The sequence below is a fragment of the Bifidobacterium sp. ESL0822 genome, from assembly GCF_052606675.1.
Genome location: NZ_CP199596.1, coordinates 1,023,780 through 1,043,653 on the forward strand (window position 1 = coordinate 1,023,780; position 19,874 = coordinate 1,043,653).

Annotated in this window: 6 protein-coding genes and 1 pseudogene; all 7 read left to right on the plus strand. The window is 60.2% G+C overall.

The genetic code is table 11. From position 1 onward, the window contains the following. Positions 1-48: 48 nt before the first annotated feature. The 7 genes and pseudogenes from ACUIAF_RS04170 (at position 49) to ACUIAF_RS04200 (ending at position 19,803) form a co-directional block, all read left to right on the plus strand. Positions 49-3,588: an RCC1 domain-containing protein gene (locus tag ACUIAF_RS04170; protein ID WP_445339110.1), complete on the plus strand. Its 3,540-nt coding sequence runs from the start codon at positions 49-51 to the stop codon at positions 3,586-3,588. 354 nt (positions 3,589-3,942) lie between these two features. After that, on the plus strand, positions 3,943-4,143 hold the full coding sequence (locus tag ACUIAF_RS04175) for a hypothetical protein (RefSeq protein WP_445339111.1): 201 nt from the start codon (positions 3,943-3,945) through the stop codon (positions 4,141-4,143). Next, positions 4,085-4,471 (plus strand): annotated as a pseudogene (locus ACUIAF_RS04180) (InlB B-repeat-containing protein); the annotation flags it as partial. The gene ACUIAF_RS04175 and the pseudogene ACUIAF_RS04180, both read left to right, overlap by 59 nt. A gap of 6 nt (positions 4,472-4,477) precedes the next feature. Then, positions 4,478-7,816 carry an RCC1 domain-containing protein gene (locus ACUIAF_RS04185; RefSeq protein WP_445339159.1) on the plus strand — a complete coding sequence of 1,113 codons (3,339 nt, stop codon included), beginning with the start codon at positions 4,478-4,480 and terminating at the stop codon, positions 7,814-7,816. 827 nt (positions 7,817-8,643) lie between these two features. Then, positions 8,644-11,955, plus strand: a complete 3,312-nt coding sequence (locus tag ACUIAF_RS04190) for an RCC1 domain-containing protein (RefSeq protein WP_445339112.1) — start codon at positions 8,644-8,646, stop codon at positions 11,953-11,955. Between the two features lie 277 nt (positions 11,956-12,232). Further along, positions 12,233-15,949 (plus strand): RCC1 domain-containing protein, encoded by a 3,717-nt coding sequence (locus ACUIAF_RS04195; protein WP_445339113.1) that lies wholly within the window; start codon positions 12,233-12,235, stop codon positions 15,947-15,949. Positions 15,950-16,323: 374 nt separating this feature from the next. Then, positions 16,324-19,803 carry an RCC1 domain-containing protein gene (locus ACUIAF_RS04200; RefSeq protein WP_445339114.1) on the plus strand — a complete coding sequence of 1,160 codons (3,480 nt, stop codon included), beginning with the start codon at positions 16,324-16,326 and terminating at the stop codon, positions 19,801-19,803. Positions 19,804-19,874 lie beyond the last annotated feature (71 nt).

A 19,874-nucleotide genomic window follows, 5' to 3' on the forward strand; every position in this document is an offset into this window, starting at 1 on the left:
AATTCCGGCATTTCCCCCAGTAAGGCAACGCCGACAACCGTACCTTCGATGCCCCAGCCACCACTGGCCACACCATCGCCTTTACACACATCGTCGCCCCTGGAGCCAATTCAACCTACAGCATCCGCCGCGCCAAGCACGAACGTCGAAAATCCCCAGACCCGCTCAGCCACTCAGCACACCATCAGGTTCACTGATACAGAGGGCGGGACCACCACACCTGATCAGACCGTCGATGAAGGCGCCCAAGCGCAGAGGCCTGCCGACCCAGCCCGACCCGACTATTCGTTTGATGGCTGGTTCATCAGCGGCACATTGACCGCCTACGACTTCAGCCAGCCCGTCACCGGCGACATGACTCTGGAAGCCCGTTGGACCAAAAACGGTGATGTCTGGGACCTATCACCCGCTCAAGGCCCCACAGCTGGCAACACTCTTATCACCCTTACTGCACCTCCTGCCCGGACCATCCGCTTCAGCCAGTTCAGTGCAGGATACCAGTACTCCGTGGCGGTGGGATCAGACGGCAGCATCTACCACTGGGGAGAAATGTATGGCTCCGACTACAACTGGCAACCCAGCAGGGAGGACACGCCAGCCGGACTTCGCTTCATCCAGGTCAGCGCAGGTTACGATCACTCCCTGGCCCTTGATTCAGAAGGGAACCTGTACAGCTGGGGCAGCAGCAGTTATGGTCAGCTTGGGCGTGGCACCGGCACCACACCAGCCGATACTCCGGGAAAGGTGGATGCCCCTGCAGGAGTTCGTTTCACCCAGGTCAGCGCAGGAAAGTACCACTCAGAAGCATTAGCCTCGGACGGCAGCATCTACAGCTGGGGATACAACAGCGACGGCGAACTGGGACGCGGGACCATCACCACGCCGAGCACCAGGCCAGGCAAAGTGGACACCCCGACAGGAATCCGTTTCACCCAGATCACCTCTGGATATGACTACTGCATGGCTTTCGACACTGATGGAAACTTATACAGCTGGGGAGGCAATGGCCATGGTCAGCTGGGCCGCGACGCCAGCACTACACCGACCGGCAGTCCAGGGAAAGTGGATACGCCTGCTGCCGGAGTCCGCTACACACAAGTAATCGCCAAAGGCATGCACTGCCTGGCCTTGGATTCGAATGGGGTGCTCTACAGCTGGGGATACAACAATTTCAGCCAGCTGGGACGATACACCGGCAGCACAAGGATCAACCCGCGAGGCAAGGTCAACGTACCTACAAAGACACACATAATCCAGATCAGCGCGGGAGACTGGAATGGCTTCGCCTTGGACGACAAAGGGATCCTATATACGTGGGGAAACAACAGCCACGCACAACTAGCAAGGCCATATTGGAATGCGACAGATCCCCAACCAACTAAAATCGACCCGCCAGCGAAGAACGTCAACTACACCCAGGTTATCGGAGGCGGCGATCATGCTGTGGCAATCGGCTCCGACGGCAACCTCTACAGCTGGGGACGCAACTCCAATGGCCAACTGGGACGAGACACTAAGAAACGGGATTCTTATCAGCCAGGTACGATTCCCCTGACCAACCATGCCGCAATCACCAGCGTCAAATTCGGCGGGACACCAGGCACAGGGCTAGCTGCCAACGCGGACGGCACCTGGAGCGTCACCACTCCGCCGCACAGCAAGGGATGGGTGAATGTCACCATCACTTGGAGCATGAACGGACCTCAGCCGGACGCATATCTGTCCTACACATACACCGGGCCCAAATACAACGTCGGATTCACATCCACAGACGCTGCCTGTCCAACGCCTTCGGACATGCCAGGAGACCAGTCCGTCACAGAGGGCGGTCAGGCCAAGCGCCCCTATCCAGATCCAAAAGCAGACGGTTGTCTGTTTGATGGCTGGTTCCTCAAGGATGCCGAAGGTAATTCCAATGTGGCTTATGACTTCAGCCAGCCGGTCACCGCGGACATCACGCTGGTCGCGCACTGGAGCCCTGCCAACACTGGCGGTTGGTCGATCAACCCGGTCAAGGGCAGCTCGATGGGCGGCCAGCAGGTGACCATCACGCCGCCCAAGATAAGCCGAAGCATCCGCTTCAGCCAGGTCAGCGCCGGCGGCTACCAGGCCGGGGACTTCCACGGATTCTCCGTGGGCGTGGCCAGCGACGGGAACGCCTACGCCTGGGGCAGCAACCAGCACGGCCAGCTTGGCCAGGGCACCGCCAACAGCACCACGCAGAAAGCGCCGGTCAAGGTTCCCCTGCCCGACGGCGTGGCCGCCGGCTTTACCTACACGCAGGCCGCGGCAGGCGGCTACCACGTGCTGGCTGTCGGCAGCGACGGCATCGTCTACAGCTGGGGGGCCAACGACCACGGGCAACTGGGCGACGGCACCACCACCAGCCATTCCAAGCCGCAGCCCATGCCTGACCCATCTGACAAAAGCCAGCCCTTCAAAGCCGTCCAGGTGAGCGCCGGCGCCTACGACTCGGCCGCCATCGACCAGCAGGGGCGCGTCTACACCTGGGGCAGTGAAAACAACAACTACACCGCATACAGCACGTCCAAACTGGCGCCGACCCTGGCCAAGGACCCCAGGGGCTCAGGCCTGGGACTGCACGCGGCCCAGGTCAGCCTCGGCTGGAGCTTCATCATGGCCAAGGACACGGACGGCAGCCTCTACACCTGGGGATACGACAACTACGGGCAGCTCGGCAACGGAGCGGCCACAGGAGAATACAGCACCACATACGCCGCCGACCCGGCACCCGTGCCCGACCCTGCGAACACCAGCAGGACCTTCAAAGCCTCGCAGATCAGCGCAGGCGCCAACCACGCCCTGGCCATCAGCCAGGACGGCGCTACCTGGGCATGGGGATACGACGACCACGGGCAGCTCGGCGACGGGACGACAACCAGCCGGCCCTCCCCCAGGCAGGTGTCAAGTCCCACAGGCTCCAGCCAAGGATTGCAGGCAGCATGGATCAGCGCCGGCGTGCATCACTCTCTGGCCATCGACCAGAACGGCGCATCCTGGGCATGGGGATGGAACACCGACGGCCAGCTCGGCACCAACACCACCAACGACCAGCTAACACCTACGCGCCTATCACCGCCCGCCGGCCAAGGCAAGGCCGGCAGCGGGCTCTCAGCAGCACGCGCCAGCGCAGGACGAAACCACTCCCTGGCCATCGGTCAGGATGGCAACGCCTACGCCTGGGGCGACAACACATACAGCCAACTCGGCAACGGGAGCACAACACAGAGCAGCTCTCCGGCTCTGGTGGCCTTCAACCCGGTCCTGCTGATCACCGGCGTCAGCTTCGACCAGACGGGCGTGGACACCCTGCAACAGAACTCTGACAGATCCGTCACCCTGACCACCCCCGCCCACAATCCAGGACAGGCTGATGTCATCGTCGACTGGACCCTGGGCGGGATCGTCCAGCCCCAGGCGCATCTGGCCTACACCTACGAAGGCATGCTCCCCCACGCCGGTAGCAATGGCACCATGATCCTCCTGCTTGCCGCTGGACTGCTCGCCGCGGCCGGCGCCGTCGCGGCCGGACGCCACCGGCGGGAGGCACGCAGCCTGCAAGCCTGAAGACTTCACACGAGTAAGCAGCCAGACCATACCCCAAGGTGGCCCGGCCAAACAGGGTGGCCCCGCGCTCCCCCAACACAACGGAGCCACCCATTTTCTCTTTTGCTTCCGCTCGGCCGGAAGAATCAATAAGCCAGACAGAAGAACCAGATAGAACAAAACTCCTCAGGCGGTACAAGATCAATCTCCCTGAACTTGCCAGAACCTCGATGAAGCTTTGAATAGGCATGTCCACCAGAGTGATAAAGTTGTTGCAGATGAGGCCGGGATTGTGCCCGGCGCGCGGCGGGGGATCCGGACTGGGGAGTTCCGGGCATGTAGCCGCAGTTCCTGGGGAAGGGGATCATGCTTATCATGCGTCAGCATCAGCACACGTCTATCGGACCGGCTATGGCCATCAGCACACTGCTGGCTGTCATCCTGCCTCTAGGCCTGCTTGCTGGCACCAGCGCCGATGCCAGCACTGAGACCAGCGAGCCTGCTGTGTCCGGCGCGAGTGCGCCTGCCACAGCAGGAGGCACCGGGGGGGGGTCGTCAGACCCCTCGCGTAGCTAAGCAAAATTCCGGCATTTCCTCCAGCAAGGCAACGCTTCCAACTCCAACCACACCCCTATCTACACCATCACCCCTAGCTACATCCTCCCCGCTCAACACAACGCAGCTGCCGTCACCCACCATCCCAGAGCCTAATAAAAGAATCGCTGCCGATGAACATGTAAACGGCCGATCACAACCACGCTCATCCGCTCAACATACCGTCACCTTCAACGACCCTGAACAGCAAACCAGCACAGAACAAAAAATCACGGATGGAAATCGTGTAAGCCGACCTGCAAATCCCTCAAGAATCGGCTATATATTCGTCGGATGGCACATAGGTGATACGCCCGTGGCCTACGATTTCAGTCAGCCGGTCACCAGCGACATCACCCTGACAGCTCACTGGACAAAAGGCTCCAGTACCTGGAGCATTGATCCCGTCCATGGACCAGCGAGCGGCAACACCAAGGTCACTCTTACCCCACCCGTCATACCTAATATTCGGTTCAGTCAATTCAGCGCCGGAGATAATTTTGCCGTGGCCTTGGGATCAGACGGCAACCTGTACAGCTGGGGATTCAACCAGGAAGGCCAGCTGGGACGTATAGCCAGCAGTAGCCTATACGATCCAAATCCCACACCAGGTAAAGTTGACAAACCCGCAAACGTATCATCCGACTTCACCTGGGTTCAGGTCAGCGCAGGAGACACTTTTGCCCTGGCTCTCGGTTCGGATGGCATTCTCTATAGTTGGGGTTCCAACGAATTCCGTCAGCTTGGGCGGGACGGGGTTTTCAATGTCTTCGGCGGTGATCGGACGCCGAGGCCTGTAGACAAGCAGGAGACCATCAAATTCACCCGCATCAAGGCAGCAGCAAACCACGCTATGGCATTTGATTCCCTTGGAAATCTCTACAGCTGGGGATGGAACGAGTATGGGCAACTGGGTCATGATGGGGGAACTCAAGAAGTCAAAGAACCAACCAAAGTCGACAAACCTGCAAACGCTTCATCCAATTTCACTTGGATTGAGGCAAGCGGAGGGTTCTACGATACAGTGGCAATCGGTTCAGACGGCAACCTCTACAGCTGGGGAAACAACGACTTCGATCAACTGGGCCGCGACACTACCGATGCGACGAACAATCCCATTCCCGGCAAAATCGACAAACCTGCAGGTGTTCCCAGCGACTTCACGTGGCTCCAGACAGGATCAGCCCATTACAATTCCATGGCCCTTGGCTCAGATGGGAACATTTACACCTGGGGATCGGATGAGCAAGAAATTATGCTGGGACGCGATCTGAGCCTCAAAGTCGCCAACCGTCCAGCAGCCGTCTATAAACCCGCCAACGTCAATTACATTGACTGCATGACGACTGACTACCACTCCATAGGGGTCGGCTCAGACGGGAACCTCTACAGCTGGGGAACCGACGGTGACGGCGAGCTTGGGCAAGCTACACCAGTAAACGGCCCGGGAATTGTGTCCAAGCCTGACAGCAATCAGGATGACTTCACCTGGAAGCAGGCCAGCATAAACAATGGCTACACGATGGGGCTCGGCTCAGACGGCAACCTGTATACCTGGGGCTTCAACTATTACGGTGAACTCGGACACGGAGCCGTCAACGACGAAGAGCGCGGAGTGGTGTCGGCACTCGGCACACCCAACCTCACTGGCATGAAGTTCGACGAAACAACCATTACAGATCTGTCGAAGAACACGAATGAGGACACCTGGAGCGCCACTGCCCCGCCACATGCAAAGGGGAAGGCGGACGTGACTGTTCAATGGACCATAAATGGGGCGTCACAGCCGGATGTGCATTTGACCTATCGGTACGACGGACCAAAATACACCGTCTCCTTCAGCAACGAAGACAACTCCTGCCCGGCATCTTCCGACATGCCCCAAAACCAGTCCGTCACTGAGGGAGAGCAGGCCATGCGCCCGTACCCCGATCCGAAGGCGGGCAGCTGCCTGTTTGATGGTTGGTTCATCAAAGATGCCGATGGCGATTCCAAGGTCGCCTATGACTTCAGCCAGCCGGTCACCGCGGACATCACGCTGGTCGCCCACTGGAGCCCCGCCGACAACGGCAAATGGTCGATCAACCCGATCAAGGGCAGCTCGATGGGCGGCCAGCAGGTAACCATCACGCCACCCAAGACCAGCCGGGGCATCCGCTTCAACCAGATCAGCGCCGGCGGCTCCCAAAACAGGGAGATGCGCGGCTTCTCAGTAGGCGTGGCCAGCGACGGGAACGCCTACGCTTGGGGCAACAACAGGTACGGACAACTGGGCACCGGCGACAATAAACAGCAGGACAAACCAATCGAGATTTTCAAGCCGGAGGGCGTGAAGAAAGACTTCACCTACACGCAGATTTCGGCAGGGGGCGCGCACGCCCTAGCCATCGGCTCCGACGGCATCCTCTACAGCTGGGGGCATAACGATTTCGGCCAGCTAGGCAACGGCAGCACGGACACAAACATCCACGCCAAGCCGGTAGCCGTCATCAATCCCAGCACGGGCCAACCATTCCAGGCCACCCAGGTCAGCGCCGGAGCCTGCGACTCGGTCGCCATCGATACTGCGGGCAAGGTCTACAGCTGGGGAAGCGAAACTACGACCCTGGGCGACAATGTCAACACCGTAAACTCCGATGCCAAACCGAAGCCCACTGTGGTCGCCGACCCGAGTAGCAACGACCAGGTTTTGCATGCAGTCCAAGTCAGCGCCAACTGGAGCTTCATCATGGCCTTGAACGCGGATGGCGACATATACGCATGGGGATACAACAACTGGGGGCAGTTCGGCAACGGGTCATCAACCCACAGCACTTGGACCGCTTACTCCTCCATCCCCACGCTGGTGCTCGATCCCACGGACACCAGCAAAGGACTGCACGCCACCAGGATCAGCGCAGGCGCGTGGCACGCCTTGGCCATAGGCCAGGACGGCACGGTCTGGGCATGGGGAATGGACAACAACGGCCAGCTCGGCTTCAGTACCGACTATCAGTCGTTGCCCAAGCAGGTGCCCAATGTCAAAGCCCAGCAGGTCAGCGCAAGCACATGGAATTCCTTGGCCATTAGCCAGGATGGCACAGCCTGGGGATGGGGCAACAATGCCAACGGCCAGCTGGGCGACGGCACCACCAGCAAACGGACCACACCTCGGCCCGTCTCACCTCCGAAAGGTCAGAGCAGCGCCGACACCGGATTCGCGTCCGTGCGGATCAGCGCGGGATGGAGCCATTCCGTAGCGATCGGCCAGGACGGCAAGGCCTACGCCTGGGGCGACAACCGCTACAGCCAGCTTGGATCCGAACAAAGCATGACGCAGAGCCGCACGCCGACTCTGGTGGCATTCAACCCGGTGCTGATGATCACCGGTGTCAGATTTGACCAGACGGCCGTAGACACCCTGCAACAGAACTCTGACGGCTCTGTTTCCCTGGCCACGCCCGCCCACAATCCAGGGCAGGCTGATGTAATCGTGGATTGGACCCTGGGCGGAACCAGCCAGCCCCAGACACATCTGACCTACACCTACGAAGGCATGCTGCCCAACGCCGGCAGCGGCGGGACCATAATCCTGCTGGCCGCAGGACTGCTCGCAGCAGCTGGTGCCGCAGCCGCCGGACGCCACCGGCAGGAGACCCGCAGACTGCAAGCCTGAAGACTTCACACGAGTAAGCAGCCGGACCATACCCCAAGATGGCCCGGCCAAACAGGGTGGCCCCGCAGTCCCCCAACACAGCGGAGCCACCCACCCCCTCTTCACCTCATTCCCCTGTCGCATCAAGCCCAGCAGCAAAAACAACGCAATGTAGACACCCACAAGGCAGCAGCTGGCACCGGCAATCCCGCCGAATTCCAGTCCCGCAGTCAATGTGTGTAGAGCGTGGTAGCATGATGAGATAGAAGCCGGGACCGTTCCCGGCATGCAGCTCGTTTTCTTGGGATTTTTATTAACGGGCCGTTGATTTTGAGGAAGGGGATCGCACCCATCATGCGTCATTGTCGGAAAAAGCAGATTCGGTCATCCACTGTTGCTGGCCTTCTGCTCGCGATTATCCTGCCTACCAGCCTTCTGACTGGCCTTGCTGCCACTGCCGAGCCAGTCACGGACGATTCCAGTGCAGCCAGCGCGAGCGCGCAGACTGCTCTGGAAGGCACCGGGGGGGGGGGGGTCGACCGACCGCTCGGGTAGATAAGCAAAACCCCGGCACTTCCTCCAGCACCATAATCTCGCAGAGCCCGTCAACAAAACCCGCGACACCTTCTTCGCCTACAGCAACCCCAAACACCTCAACAACCCCATCAACGCCTTCCACTGCCCCAGACACATCGGAATCGCCGTCGGCTACTACCGCACCCCAGAATCCCACCAAGCCGACTCCCTCTTCCGACTCCTCCCCTGCTCCTACGGCCACCCCATCTGACAGTGATTCCAATAATGCTGACAAGGCAAACGAAAGCAACGGAAACTCGGTCCAGCCACGCTTGGCCACAACATACACAGTAACTTTTGACAGCACAATAGGTTCGTCAACACAAAAGTCAACGCTCAGCCGTGGAAGCAGGGTGGTACGTCCCCCAGACCCCTACTGCAAAGGCTATTCCTTTGTCGGCTGGTTCATTGGGGATGTCGCTTATGACTTTACCCAGCCCGTCACCGAAAACCTCACGCTGACAGCCCGCTGGGTCAAGGGTCTCAATTCCTGGAGTCTTAGCCCCAGCCATGGTCCTGTCACCGGCAACACGACAGCCACCCTGACCCCGCCGGCCATAGGGGATATTCGCTTCAGCCAGTTCAGCGCAGGAAAAGACTTTTCGATAGCCATCGACTCGGTCGGAGTGCTATACAGCTGGGGCAACAACAGCGAGGGGCAGTTGGGACGCATACCAAGCGCCAGCGAACCTGCCGATCGGCCTGGACGAGTTGACGTTCCAGGTGGCACCCGCTTCATCCAGGTCAGCGCAGGAGACGAATTTGTTGTGGCCATCGATATCAGTAACCATCTATACAGCTGGGGAAGCAATGAAAAAGGCCAGTCAGGACTTGGACCCATCCACTCATCAAGTCCCGTGCCAAATCAGGTGGTCCCATCTGTAAATTCCTCCAAAAGTTTTGTTCAGGTCAGTGCAGGATCAAACTATGTGCTGGCCGCATGCTCGGACGGAACTTTGTACAGCTGGGGAGACAACAGCAACGGCCAGTTGGGACGCGAAACCGACGAACTCCATGGTGACTCGTCGATTTATGGGCACGCGTATCCGAACCCAATACCGCTTCCAAAAGGCGTAAAGTTCACCCAGGTGACCGCAGGCGGCAATGCCTCCCTTGCACTCGCATCCGACGGCAGCGTCTACAGCTGGGGAGACAACAGCTACGGCCAGCTGGGACGCACACCCACCGCCAGCGAACCGGCCAATCAGCCATACAAGATGAATACTGCGGACGGTTTGAGCTTCACCCAGGTCAGCGCAGGATACCGCCACACACTGGCTGTTGATTCAGATGGCAATGCATACAACTGGGGGTATGGCAGCACCAGCCAGCCCAGCAAGGTAGCCCTGCCTGACGGCATCAGAACAAGGCAGGTCGGCGCGGGATACGACTACTCTCTGGCGACTGGTTCCGACGGCAACATCTACAGCTGGGGAGACAACAGCAGCGGCCAGCTGGGACGAGATACGGGTGGTGAAACCACAAACCAGCCGGACAAAGCGAACATGCCCGACGACATCACCTATACTCAATTCAGTGCGGGTTACAGGCACATCCTGGCTATGTGCTCGGACGGCTACCTCTACGACTGGGGAGACGACAGCAGCGGCCAGCTGGGTGCCGGGAACACCAGCAGTGTGCCAGTTACCACACCAAACAAGGCCGACTTCCCACAAGCATTCAAATTCATCAGCGCCAAGCTGGATGGAACCCCGATTACCGACTTGACCAAGAACCAGAACGGCACCTTGAGTTTCCGCACCCCAGCGCACGAAAAGGGCCGGGTGGACTTAACAGTCGCATGGATCAGGAACGGCCATCAGCCCGATGCACACCTGCCCTACAAGTATGATGGTTCCACGTACACAGTCACTTTCGACAGCGCAGGCGGTACACCAACACCAGATGCCCAGCGGGTCATGGATGACGATCAGGCCTTCCGCCCCGACAAGGATCCGGCCAAGGACGGCTATCTGTTCGACGGCTGGTTCCTCAAAGACTCCAAGGGCGACTCCAATATAGCCTACGACTTCAATCAGCCCGTCACCGGCGACATCACCTTGGTCGCCCACTTCAGTCCCGTCTCGCACTGGAACATCGACAAGAAGGAAGGACCGCAAACCGGCGGCCAGAGCGTCAAACTCACCCCGCCGCAAGGCCCACGTGGAATCCGCTTCTCTTGGATCCAAGCGGGACAGGATTTTTCCCTGGCTCTCGGTTCAGACGGCAACCTTTACAGTTGGGGAACAAATTATAATTACCAACTTGGACACACCCCCTCAGATAAGCCTGTCGTGGTGGAAACTCCCGCCGGAGTCCGCTATACCCAGGCCGCTGCAGGACAAAAGTTCGCCTTGGCCCTTGGCTCAGACGGCTATGTATATACCTGGGGAAGCAACGATTGTGAACAGCTGGGACGCAACACCTTCACCAACAATCGCAATCCCCCAGACAAAGTGGCACCGCCTGCGGGAATCCACTACACTCGAGCCTACGCGGGCGATAGCTTCGCCTTGGCATTAGGCTCCGATGGCAACCTCTACGCCTGGGGAGACGATAGGGAAGGCGCACTAGGGCAAGGCAGGTCAGAATTAAAGAGCAGAGACCCTCTTAGAGTCGCTGCACCCGAAGGCATCACATTCACCCAGGTTTTCACAGGTCCATTCAGCAAGCATGTCCTCGCCCTGGGCTCGGACGGCAACCTCTACAGCTGGGGATACAACAATTCGTTCCAACTGGGCCGCCAACGTAGTACGACAACTGACCTATATGACCCTCTGCCCTACAAAGTAAAGGCCCCAACCGGCGTCACATTTACACAAGCCAGCACGGGCCTGAACTTCTCGCTGGCTCTCGGCTCCGACAATAATCTCTACAGTTGGGGAGGCAACAACAAAGATCAGTTGGGAAACACGGAACTGATTTCTGCGACCCCTTCCAGGGTCGTCATGCCGTCAGGTGTTCATTTCACCCGGTTTGTGGCGGGAAGTTACTTTGCCCTCGCCACAGGATCGGACGGCAACCTCTACAGTTGGGGATACAACGATTGCGGACAACTTGGACGCACCACCAGCGGCAAATCCGACTATCTGCCCACCAAAGTGGACGCTCCAGCCGGCATCACCCTCATCCAGCCTCAGGCAGGAGGCAATCACTCTTCAGCCATAGGATCGGACGGCAACACCTACAGCTGGGGAAAGAACGACCAAGGTATGCTGGGACGCGACATCAGCGGTGACCATGATCCGACTCCAGGCAAGATCATTTTCCCTGGAGTCGGCATTCCCAAACTCGTTCAGTTCGGCAACACGAGCGGAATTTATCCGACAGCCAACAATGACGGCACTTGGAATGTGACTACGCCGCCTTACACACCAGGGCCGGTTACGGTAACCATCAACTGGACGCTGAACGGGGTTACGCAACTCCCTGACACCAGCAACACCTACCTGTACACCTCCATCAGCGTCCTGCCTCGGGCCGGCGGCACCGGCATATTCCTGCCCCTCACCGTTGGTCTGCTCATCATCATGGCAACCATGGCAGCGCGACACCTGAGAAAGGCCGGAAGCCTGAATCAGTAGACTTCGCACGAGTAAGCAGGCCCGGATTACGTCTATCCCCAAATTATGACGATCCTGGCCCTACAGGGTGGCCCCGCAATCCCCCAACACAGCGGAGCCACCCTTCTTTATTCAACCGGGTGTTGCATTCACCCGGGTGTTGCTTTCACTCTTGCCCGTCCGCGCATGATAGACTGCAATACAGCTGTCGGGATGGTCCCCGGCACACGTCTCGTGAAGCGACTTGGGGATTTTCATCATCGAGCCACCTGTTTGGGGAAAGGGGTTCGCAGCCATCATGCACCATAGGGATGCTTCTGCCCGGCCATGCATTGCCGCGAGCCTTCTGCTTGCCATCATCCTGCCCGCATGTCTGATCATGGGCAGCCTCGCCACAGCCGACACCGACACCAACACCGACACAAGCCAGCCAACGCTGCAGACCACGCCGACGACACCCCGGTCCCCATTGACACCAACACCCTCGCCACTGAACACCACACCCTCGCCACTGAACACCACACCCGAACACGATCAAACACCTGACAGCCGCCCCCAGGCACGCTCAACAAGGCACACCGTCACCTTCGACAGCGCCGACGGCAGTAGCATCGACCCTCAAAACGTCGATGACGGCGCACTGGCCAGCCGGCCCGCCAAGGACCCGACCCGGGACGGCTACCTGTTCGACGGCTGGTTCACCGGCAATCTTGCCTACGACTTCACCCAACCCGTCACTGCAGACCTCACCCTGACCGCCCACTGGACCAAGGGAACCAGTGCCTGGAGCCTCTCCCCCACCTCCGGGTCAGCCGCCGGAGGCGACAAGATCACCTTGGTCCCACCCGCCAAACCCGGCGTACGATTCAGCCACATCAGCTCGGGTCTATGGCATACCTTGGCGATGGGCTCGGACGGCAACCTCTACAGCTGGGGACAAAACAAAGCAAGTCTGGGACGCGACACCAATGAGATACCAGCCACCGCACCGAGCAAGGCGCCAGAAGGCACCCCAGGCCTGGTCACCCCGCCGACCGGCGTCCACTTCACCCAGACCAGCGCAGGAATGAGCCTTTCCCTGGCCATGGGCTCGGACGGCAACCTCTACAGCTGGGGACTAAACGACAACGGGCAGCTGGGACGCAGCACCACCATCACGCCAGCTGACAGACCGGGCCTGGTCACCCCGCCGACCGGCGTCCACTTCACCCAGTTCACCGCCGGATACTCGCAATCCCTGGCCATCGGCTCGGACGGCAACCTCTACAGCTGGGGAGACAACAGCCGAGGCCAGTTGGGACGCGACACGGGATCAGCGACCTACGACGCCACGCCAGGCAGAGTGTCAATGCCGACAGGCATCACCTGCACCCAGATCAGCGGGGGAACCTTCTATTCCATGGCTCTTGGCTCGGACGGCAACATTTACAGCTGGGGAGACAACACTCAGGGCGAACTCGGACGCAACACCGACAGCGAAAATCCAGGAACCCTGCCGAACAAAGTGATCCTGCCGAAAGGCGTTACGAAATACACCGCGATTGCCGCACAGGGATGGTGTTCTCTGGCCATGGGCTCAGACGGCAACCTCTACAGCTGGGGTTACAACAGCTACGGCCAGATGGGACGAGATACCGACACGCCAACACAAAACATCGATCCAGGCAAAGTGACGCTGCCCCCAGGCGTCACGAGATTCACCCAGTTCGGCGCAGGAAACCAACACACCCTGGCCGTAGGCTCGGACGGCAACCTCTACAGCTGGGGAAGCAACAAATTCGGCCAGCTGGGACGCGACGCCAACAGCTTGAGAAATGCCACACCGGGCAAAGTATCCCTGCAGGCAGGCATCAGCTGCATCCAGATCAACGCAGAAAATACCTCCTCCCTGATCCTAGGCTCGGACGGCAACCTCTACAGCTGGGGAGACAACAGCCGAAGCCAGTTGGGACGCACGACCACTGGTCATTCTGACGCCGACCCCGGCACAGTCACATTCCCCGAGGATCCCAGACCCGTCAGCGTCAGCTTCGGCGGGACGCCCGGCACCAACCTCATCGCCGAGTCGAACGGCACCTGGAGCGTCACCACGCCCCAGCATGCAGCAGGCAAGACCGATGTCACCATCATCTGGGGCATGAACGGCCAGCAGCCCGACACCCACCTGACCTACCGATACATGAACGCCTACCATGTCACTTTCTCTTCCGACAGTGACTCCCCTACAGCACCCTCGGGCATGCCCGGACCCCAGTCCGTCACCGAAGGCAGGCAGGCCACACGCCCGATCGCAGACCCGACCAAAGACGGCTGCCTGTTCGACGGCTGGTTCCTCAAGAACTCAAAAGGCGAATCCAAGGTGGCTTATGACTTCAGCCAGCCCGTCACCAGCAGCATTACCCTGGTCGCCCATTGGAGCCCTGCAGACATCGGCAGCTGGGCGATCAGCCCGAATAATGGCGATGCCCAAGGCGGCCAGCAGGTGACCATCACCCCGCCCAAAACCAGCCGGGGCATCCGCTTCAACCAGATAAGCGCCAGCGATAATTTTGCCGGTTTTTCTATAGGGGTGACCAGCGATGGGAATGCCTACGCCTGGGGCGGCAACGACTACGGGCAGCTGGGCCAGGATCCGAGTACGACGGCCACACAGTACGCGCCGACCAAGGTCCCCCTGCCTGACGGCGCAGCTACCGGGTTCACCTACACGCAGGTCGCCGCAGGCGGAACCCACGTGCTGGCCATCGGCTCCGACCAGACCGTCTACAGCTGGGGACAAAATCAATATGGCCAGCTTGGCGACGGCAGCAGGCAAGACCACTCCAAGCCACAGCCCGTCAAGGGCCCAGACGGACAACCCTTCAAGGCCACCCAGGTGACCGCCGGCTTCACCGATTCGGCAGCCATCGACCTGAATGGGCGCGTCTACGTCTGGGGCAGCGAAACCAAGGACCAGGACACCTATAGCGCGCCCAAACTGACACCGGCCCTGGCCAAGGATCCCAGCGGCTCCGACAAGGGGCTGAAGGCGGTCCAGGTAAGCGCAAGATACAGCTTCCTCATGGCCCTGGACGCCGACGGCAACGTATACACCTGGGGATACAACAACCACGGACAGTTCGGCAACGGCCAAAGCACAGGAAAATACAGCACCGCATATGCTACCGACCCAGCCCCCGTGCCCGATCCCAAGAACGCCAGCAAGACCTTTAAGGCCAGGATGATCAGCAGCGGTGAAGTCCACGCACTGGCCATCGGTCAGGACGGCACAGCTTGGGCATGGGGAATGAACGCGGATGGCCAGATCGGCGATGGCACGCTGACCGACCGGTCCACACCCACGCAGGTAAAAAACCCTGCCGATGCCAGCCAGGGATTCCAGGCCGCACAAATCATCGCCGGAGCCACATATTCGCTGGCTATCGACCAGAGCGGCACAGCCTGGGGATGGGGAGAAAACACCTTTGATCAGTTGGGCAGCAACCAGGGCACCTCCGAGCTGCTCGTCCCCTCACAAGTGTCACTCCCCGCAGGCCAGGACAACGCAGGCAAGGGGTTCGCGGTCGCGCGGATCAGCGCAGGATCGGCTTGTTCCCTGGCCATCGGTCAGGACGGCAACCTCTACAGTTGGGGATACGACTTCCGTGGGCAACTCGGCACGGGCAGCAACAACGGCACGAAGATCATTACGCCGACGCTGGTGGCGCTATATCCGCCGCCGCTGATTACCGGCGTCAGGTTCGACCAGACACCCGCCGGCAGCCTGCAGCAGAACGCGGACGGGTCGGTCACCCTGACCACGCCAGCCCACAATCCGGGACTGTCTGACGTGATCGTGGACTGGTCCCTGGGTCCCGCCAACCAGACCCCGACCCACCTCAGCTATACCTTCAAAGGCATTCTGCCCCTCACAGGCAACACGGGGGTACTCCTCCTGCTCGCCTCAGGCCTGCTTGCCGCCGCCGGCGCCCTGGCAGCCGGACGCCACAGGCATGAATTCACTTCGCTCGAGTAAACGGCCGGGCCGCATCCCAAGAACGGCCCGGCCATGATGGGTGGCTCCGCACCCCCCAACATCAGGGAGCCACCCATTTTCATTTTTACCTCTGCGCCTAGAGGAAAATATCGGCGTCCCAACTTGACATAATATTTTTTACTCGTTTTATCCGAGTGTTGCTCCCCTCCAGACCCGAACCTGCATGCTAGCGTTCTTTCTAGCTACCGGGAACGTGCCCGGCATGCGACCGATGAAAAAACTTGGGGTTTTCATCATCGGATTGCCTTACCTTGGGAAAGGGGTTTGTAGCGATCATGTGCCATCCGGACGTGTCTTCCCGGTCAGCCATTGTTGTAGACATTTTGAAAGTTATTGTCATTCTTCCAGCCAGCATGATTTTCGGCGGGCTCACTGCGGCCGACGCCATCGCGAAACCGATCGGCCCGGCCCAGCCGACCAGACTGGAAGAAACCGCAGCAGACCAGAAAACAGACGCATCCGTCGGTACCGCAGCCAGCCGTGCTCAGTCAGGTTCAACTTCGTACCAGGTCGTCTTCAACAGCGCAGACGGCAGCAGCATCGACTCCCAGAACGTCAAGGACGGTGCTTTGGCCAGCCGTCCCGAACAAGACCCGACCAGGGACGGCTACCTGTTCGACGGCTGGTTCGCCAAAGACGCCAAGGGCGACTCCAAGGTGGCCTACGACTTCACCCAGCCCGTCACCACGGATCTCACCCTGACCGCCCACTGGACCAAGGGCACCAGCGCCTGGAGCCTCTCCCCCGCATCCGGGAAGACCAGAGGATACGCCAAAATCACCCTGACCCCGCCCACCAAACCAGACATACGCTTCAGCCACATCATCCCGGCAAAAGAAGAAGGTTCCCAGGCCATCGCCTCGGACGGCAACCTCTACCGGTGGGGAGACAACAACTACAAATTGGAGACTCCTGAAGACGAAAAGCGCACGCCAAGCCTGGTCAACCCGCCGACCGGCGTCCACTTCACCCAGGTCAGCACAGGCTACTCCCATTTCCTGGCCATCGGTTCAGACGGCAATCTCTACAGCTGGGGGCACAATGCCGACGGAGAACTGGGACGCGAAACTGTCAGCACAACACCAAAAGACAACCCCCAGATAGACAATCAGCCGAAGCTGGTCACTCCACCGGCCGGCGTCCACTTCACCCAAGCATGTGCAGGCAAATGGCATTCCCTTGCACTGGGATCGGACGGCAACCTCTACAGCTGGGGAGAAAACAAGTACGGCGAACTTGGACGTGACACGGGTTCTGCCATATACGACGTCAAGCCAGGCAAGGTGAACTTGCCGAAGGGCATCACAAAAATCACTCAAATCAGCGCAGGAACCTTCTACTCCATGGCTCTTGACTCGGACGGTGACCTTTACAGCTGGGGCGACAACACTTATGACGAGCTGGGACGCTACGCCGGCGGATATCCCTTCCGTGACCGTTCACCGCGCAAGATGATCATGCCAGCAGGCGTCAAGAAATTCACTTGGATCAAGGCTGGAGAGTGGACATCCCTGGCCACCAGCTCAGACGGCAGTCTCTACAGCTGGGGATGGAACGAATATGGCCAGCTAGGACGCAACACCGCCCCGGCGAGGCAAGACCGCACGCCGCGCAAAGTGACCATGCCGGCAGGCGTCACGAAATTCACCCAGGTCAGCACAGAACACAGACATTCCCTGGCTTTGGGTTCGGATGGCAACCTCTACAGCTGGGGACTAAACGATTGCGAACAGCTGGGCCGCGACACCGGGTCAGCCAAATACGACGTCAAGCCGGGCAAAGTGCCTACACCAGCAGGTGCCGCACAATTCACCGAGGTCAGCGCCGGCTATTCCCACTCCCTAGCCATTGGCTCCGACGGTAACCTGTACAGCTGGGGCCAAAACAAGTATGGCGAACTGGGACGCCCCACCAGCGGCAAGTACGACAGGAGCCCCGGCATGGTCGCATTCCCCGAGGATCCCAAGCCCGTTAACGTGAGTTTCGGCGGGGCACCCGGAACCAACCTCGACCCCAACTCGGACGGCACCTGGAGCGTCACCACGCCCCAACATGACCGTGGCAGAGTTGATGTAGTCATCACCTGGAAGATGAACGGTGAGCGTCCAGATGCGCATCTGTCCTACAGATACCTGGACAATTACCTGATCATTTTCGACCCCGACGGTGGCAATGGGTTCGGTTTCCAAATCGTGACCGAGGGAAACCGACTGAAACCCCCCGCCAAGGATCCAACCAAGAATAAACACCTGTTCGACGGCTGGTTCGTCGGCAACATAGCCTATGACTTCAGCAGGCCGGTCACCGGCACGGCGACTCTGACCGCCCACTGGAGCAGTGCCGACAGCAACAGGTGGAAGCTCGACAAGGACAACGGGCCTGAGACCGGTGGCCAAACCGTCACGCTGACCCCGCCACCGGAACGCGGTATCCGGCTCAGCCAAGCCGATGCAGGAGACCTCCATTCCGCTGCCGTGGGCTCCGACGGCAGCCTCTACACCTGGGGGGACAACGACAGCCATGGGCAGCTGGGCCGCGACACCGCCGGCAAGCAGGACAGCCACCCGAGCAAGGCGGATACCCCTGCAGGCGTCAACTTCATCCATGTCAGCGCGGGCTACGGATTTTCCGTGGCCCTGGGCTCCGACGGAAGCCTCTACAGCTGGGGAGACAACGCCCACGGCGAGCTCGGGCGCACAGTCACCAGCGGCACCCCAGCCAACAGACCCAACAAGGTTGAGACCCCGGCAGGCATCACCTTCGTCCAGGCGAGCGCAGGAGGATCTCATGCCGTGGCTCTGGGCTCGGACGGCAACATCTACACCTGGGGTGACAGCGGCACCGGCCGGCTGGGACGTACCGTCACCAGCGGCTCCCCCGCTGACAAACCCGACAAGGCTGACACCCCGGCAGATGTTACTTTCACCAGTGTCAGTGCAGGCCAGGGCCACACGGTGGCCGTGGACACACAAGGCGAGATATACACCTGGGGAGACAACACCCACGGCGAGCTCGGGCGCAACACCACCAGCACTCCGGCAGACAAGCCCGGCAGAGCCGACACCCCGGCAGGCGTCACCTTCACCCAGGCCAGCGCAGGCGGAAGCCACTCCGTGGCCGTGAGCGACGACGGCAGCCTCTACACCTGGGGCAATGCCGCCAACGGACGCCTGGGCCGCGACGCCAACAGCACTCCGGCAGACAAGCCCGGCAGAGCCGACGCCCCGGCTGGCGTCACCTTCACCCAGGCCAGCGCAGGAGGCAAGCATTCCATCGCCTTGGGTTCCGATGGCAGCCTGTACACCTGGGGCGACAGCGGCAAAACCTCGGCAGGCAGGCCCAACAAGGTGGATACCCCGGCAGGGATCACCTTCACCCAGGCCAGCGCAGATGCATCGTACTGCCTGGCCCTGGGATCTGACGGCAACCTCTACAGCTGGGGGGACAACGCCAAGGGCCAGCTGGGCCGCGACACCGGCGACACCTGGTCCGCCAGTCCAGCCAAGGACAACTTCCCCGAACTAGGCATCCCCACGCATGTCCTGTTCGACAATGTTGAAGCCTCCGACCTGACCAGGAACCCCGATGGCACCTGGACGGTTGCCACGCCGGCGCATATGCCCGGCATATCAACCGTCACCATCGAATGGAGGCTGAGCGGAGCAGACCAGACCCCCGACACCAGCAACACGTATCGATACAACTCCATCAGCGTGTTGCCTAGGGCCGGCGGAGGCGGCCTGGTCCCCCTGCTGATCGCCGGGCTGCTCGCTTTCGCATGCGCCGCAGCAGCCAGGCGCCACCGGCTGGAAACCCTCAGCCGACAACAATAAAGACTTCCCTCGTGTAAGCAGGTCCGGGTTATCACTATCCCCAAACACAGGCCCGGACCACACGGGTGGCC

Coding starts and splice junctions, on each gene's coding strand:
- ACUIAF_RS04200 (WP_445339114.1), top strand. CDS start 16,324: ATGATTTTCGGCGGGCTCACTGCGGCCGACGCCATCGCGAAACCGATC.
- ACUIAF_RS04170 (WP_445339110.1), top strand. CDS start 49: ATGCCCCAGCCACCACTGGCCACACCATCGCCTTTACACACATCGTCG.
- ACUIAF_RS04195 (WP_445339113.1), top strand. CDS start 12,233: ATGCACCATAGGGATGCTTCTGCCCGGCCATGCATTGCCGCGAGCCTT.
- ACUIAF_RS04175 (WP_445339111.1), top strand. CDS start 3,943: ATGCGTCAGCATCAGCACACGTCTATCGGACCGGCTATGGCCATCAGC.